This is a genomic window from Acidithiobacillus sp. (assembly GCF_027322205.1).
Classification (GTDB): Bacteria; Pseudomonadota; Gammaproteobacteria; order Acidithiobacillales; family Acidithiobacillaceae; genus Acidithiobacillus.
The window spans coordinates 1-3699 of record NZ_DAHVHY010000113.1; the positions used below are offsets into that span (position 1 = coordinate 1).

4 protein-coding genes are annotated in these 3699 nt (G+C 60.8%); all 4 read left to right on the top strand.

The annotated features are described in order from the left end of the window. Positions 1–351, top strand: a 351-nt coding sequence (locus M7F93_RS11315; protein ID WP_298173532.1) for a transketolase-like TK C-terminal-containing protein, incomplete at its 5' end; no start/stop codon positions are given. Positions 352–386: 35 nt separating this feature from the next. Next, complete coding sequence (gap, locus tag M7F93_RS11320; protein WP_298173535.1) at positions 387–1403, top strand: type I glyceraldehyde-3-phosphate dehydrogenase; 1017 nt, start codon at positions 387–389, stop codon at positions 1401–1403. Positions 1404–1417: 14 nt separating this feature from the next. Beyond that, complete coding sequence (locus tag M7F93_RS11325; protein WP_298173538.1) at positions 1418–2626, top strand: phosphoglycerate kinase; 1209 nt, start codon at positions 1418–1420, stop codon at positions 2624–2626. Next, positions 2623–3699: pyruvate kinase (gene pyk / locus M7F93_RS11330; RefSeq protein WP_298173541.1), on the top strand; the 1077-nt coding region annotated here is incomplete at its 3' end. The genes M7F93_RS11325 and pyk, both read left to right, overlap by 4 nt.

Below are 3699 nucleotides of genomic sequence, written 5' to 3' on the forward strand. Positions count from 1 at the left end.
GGCGGCAAAGCCAAGGGTATCCTCATCGCCACTGGCTCCGAAGTGGAGCTGGCACTGGCAACACAGGCCAAGCTGGCGGAGCAGGGACATCCGGTGCGCGTGGTTTCCATGCCCTGCATGGACATCTTCGCGGCCCAGGATGCGGCATATCAGGAGAGTGTCCTGCCCAGCCACATCACCAAGCGCGTCGCTATCGAAGCGGGCACCACGGGGCTCTGGTACAAGTATGTGGGCCTGCACGGCGCGGTCATCGGCATAGACCACTTTGGTGCCTCGGCCCCGGCGCCGATTCTATTCGAGAAATTCGGCTTCACCGTGGATAACGTCGTCGCGCGTTTCCAGGCACTGTAAATATTTTTATTCTAAAACGTTGAGGAGTTCACATTATGGCATTGCGTATTGGTATCAACGGCTACGGGCGTATCGGACGAAATATCCTACGGGCGGTATACGAAGCGAACCGGACCGACAAGGTCCAGATCGTCGCGGTCAACGATCTCGGGAGCCCCGAGACGAACGCCCATCTGACACAGTACGATTCGGTACATGGCCGCTTCTTCTTACCGGTAAGCGTGGACGGCGGTGATATGCTGGTAGGTGACGACCGTGTCAAGGTACTCGCGGAACGTGATCCTTCCAAGCTGCCCTGGGGCGATCTGGGTGTTGATGTCGTGTTGGAGTGCACTGGCTTTTTCGCCTCCCGCGAAAAGGCCGCCCTGCACCTCAAAGGCGGCGCCAAGAAGGTCTTGATCTCTGCTCCGGCCAAGGACGCTGTGGATCTGACGGTGGTGTATGGCGTCAACCATCAGTTGCTCGACCCGGCCAAGCACCACATCGTTTCCAACGGCTCCTGCACCACCAACTGTCTGGCGCCGCTGGCCAAGACCCTCAATGATCTCGCCGGCATCGAGGGTGGCACCATGAACACCATCCACTCCATGACCAATGACCAGCGCATTATCGACGTCTATCACGAAGACCTGCGCCGCGCCCGCGCTGCCGGTATGAGCATGATCCCCACCAGCACCGGTGCCGCCAAGGCCATCGGCCTGGTCCTGCCGGAACTGGCCGGCAAGCTGGATGGCTTCGCCATCCGCGTGCCCACGCAGAACGTCTCCCTCGTTGACCTCACCTGTATCGTCAACAAGGAAGTCTCCGTCGACGAAATCCATGCGGCGATGAGGGCGGCCAGTCAAGGCGTGCTCAAGGGGGTCTACGGCTACAACGACAAGCCCCTGGTCTCCATCGACTTCAACCATAATCCGCACTCCTCCACCTACGAGTCTTCCCTGACCAAGGTCAAGGGCAAGCTGGTCAAGGTTTGCTCCTGGTATGACAACGAGTGGGGCTTCTCCAACCGCATGGTGGATACCGCCCTTGCCATGATGGGTCAGGCCCGCTGAGAGGAGGACCCGCCATGAATGTTTTGCTGCACATGACCGACTTGCCCTTAAAGGGCAAGCGCGTGCTGATTCGTGAGGATCTCAATGTCCCCATGAATGATGCGGGGGCCATCACCGATGACACCCGCATCCGCGCCAGCCTGCCCACCATTCGCACCGCGCTGGACGGCGGTGCGCGGGTAATGCTGATGTCCCACCTGGGGCGTCCCAAGGAAGGCATCTTTGACGAAAAAGCCAGTCTGGCGCCCATCGCCGCCCATCTCGGCCAGTTGCTGGGCCGCGATGTACCTTTGGTGCGGGATTGGCTGGATGGCGGCAAGGATAGCCTCGCCCAGTTGCGGGACGGGGATGTGGTTGTGCTGGAAAACGTCCGCTTCAATGCGGGCGAAGGCCAGGATGACGAAGCGCTGTCCAAGAAAATGGCCGCGCTCTGCGATATCTATGTGATGGATGCTTTTGGTACGGCCCATCGTGCCCAGGCCAGCACCCACGGTGTCGGCAGGTTTGCCCCCATCGCCTGCGCCGGCCCGCTGCTGGTCAACGAACTGGAGGCGCTGGGCAAGGCCCTGCAGCATCCTAAGCGCCCTTTGGTTGCCATCGTCGCCGGTTCCAAGGTCTCCACCAAACTGACCATCCTCAAGTCCCTGGCGGACAAGGTGGATCAACTGGTGGTCGGCGGCGGCATCGCCAACACCTTCATCCTCGCCGCCGGTCATTCCGTGGGCAAGTCGCTGTGTGAAGCGGATCTGGTACCCGACGCTAAAGCCATCATTGCCGACGCCAAAGCCAAGGGGGGCGACGTCCCACTGCCCTCTGATGTGGTCGTCGCCAAGGAGTTTTCAGCAACCGCCCCGGCGCGAACCTGCTCCGTTGACGAGATCGCTGCCGATGATATGGTGCTCGACATCGGTCCCGATACCGCCAAAGTCCTGGGCGATATTCTGCGCAAAGCGGGCACCATCGTCTGGAATGGTCCGGTCGGTGTGTTTGAGTTTGACGCCTTTGCCGGTGGCACGAAAGCCATTGCCCAGGCGGTAGCAGAAAGCAGCGCCTTCTCCATTGCCGGGGGTGGTGACACCATTGCGGCGATTAACAAATTCAACATTAAAGACAAGGTCTCCTATATCAGTACGGGTGGCGGTGCCTTCCTGGAATTCCTCGAAGGCAAGACCCTGCCCGCCGTAGCCATGCTGGAAGAACGTGCGAAAGGAAAAAACACGTGATACGCCGGACGAAAATCGTCGCAACCCTGGGTCCTGCCAGTTCTGATGTGCAGGTCATCGATCGCCTGATCGAGGCCGGCGTCGATGTCGTTCGCCTTAATTTCTCTCACGGCACGGCAGAAGAGCATGTCCAGCGTGCCGAAATGGTGCGGGAAAGGGCGCGCGCCCATGGCCGTGCCATCGGTGTGTTAGCCGATTTGCAGGGACCCAAAATTCGTGTCGGCAAGTTTGCCGAAGGCAAAATCCACCTCACGGCGGGCGAACCCTTTATCCTCGACACCACTTGCGCCCTCGGCGATCAGACGCGGGTGGGTGTGACCTATCCGCAACTGGTCGGGGATGTGGACCGGGGCGCGACCCTGCTGCTCAATGATGGCATGATTGTCCTCTGGGTCGAGAAGGTGCAGGGCACTGAAATCCACACCCGCGTCGTGCAGGGTGGCGAACTCTCCAACAGTAAGGGCATCAATCGGGCAGGGGGCGGTCTGACCGCGCCGGCGCTGACCGATAAGGATCGGGCCGATATCATCACGGCGGCGCGCCTGGAGGCCGACTATCTGGCGGTCTCGTTTCCGCGCAGCGCCGCCGATATGGAGGAAGCCCGCCGTCTCTTCCGGGAAGCGGGCGGACATGGGGCGATGGTCGCCAAAATCGAGCGAGCCGAGGCGGTAGAGGCTATTGAAGAAATTCTCGCGGTCTCCGAAGTCATCATGGTGGCGCGCGGCGATCTGGGCGTTGAAATCGGCGATGCTGCGGTGCCCCCCGTGCAGAAGCGGATTATCGCCCTGGCGCAAAAGTACAACCGCCTGACGATTACGGCGACACAGATGATGGAGTCCATGATCCATCAGCCGATTCCGACCCGCGCCGAGGTTTCCGACGTCGCCAATGCCGTGCTCGACGGCACCGATGCCGTGATGTTGTCTGCAGAAACGGCGAGCGGCGCATTCCCCGTGGAGGCCGTTGCGGCCATGGATCGAACTTGCCGCGAGGTCGAGCGGCAGGCACCCGTCAACAATACCTTACAGGTTATCGACCGGCCGCTGGAACGGATGGATGAGACCATCGCGGCC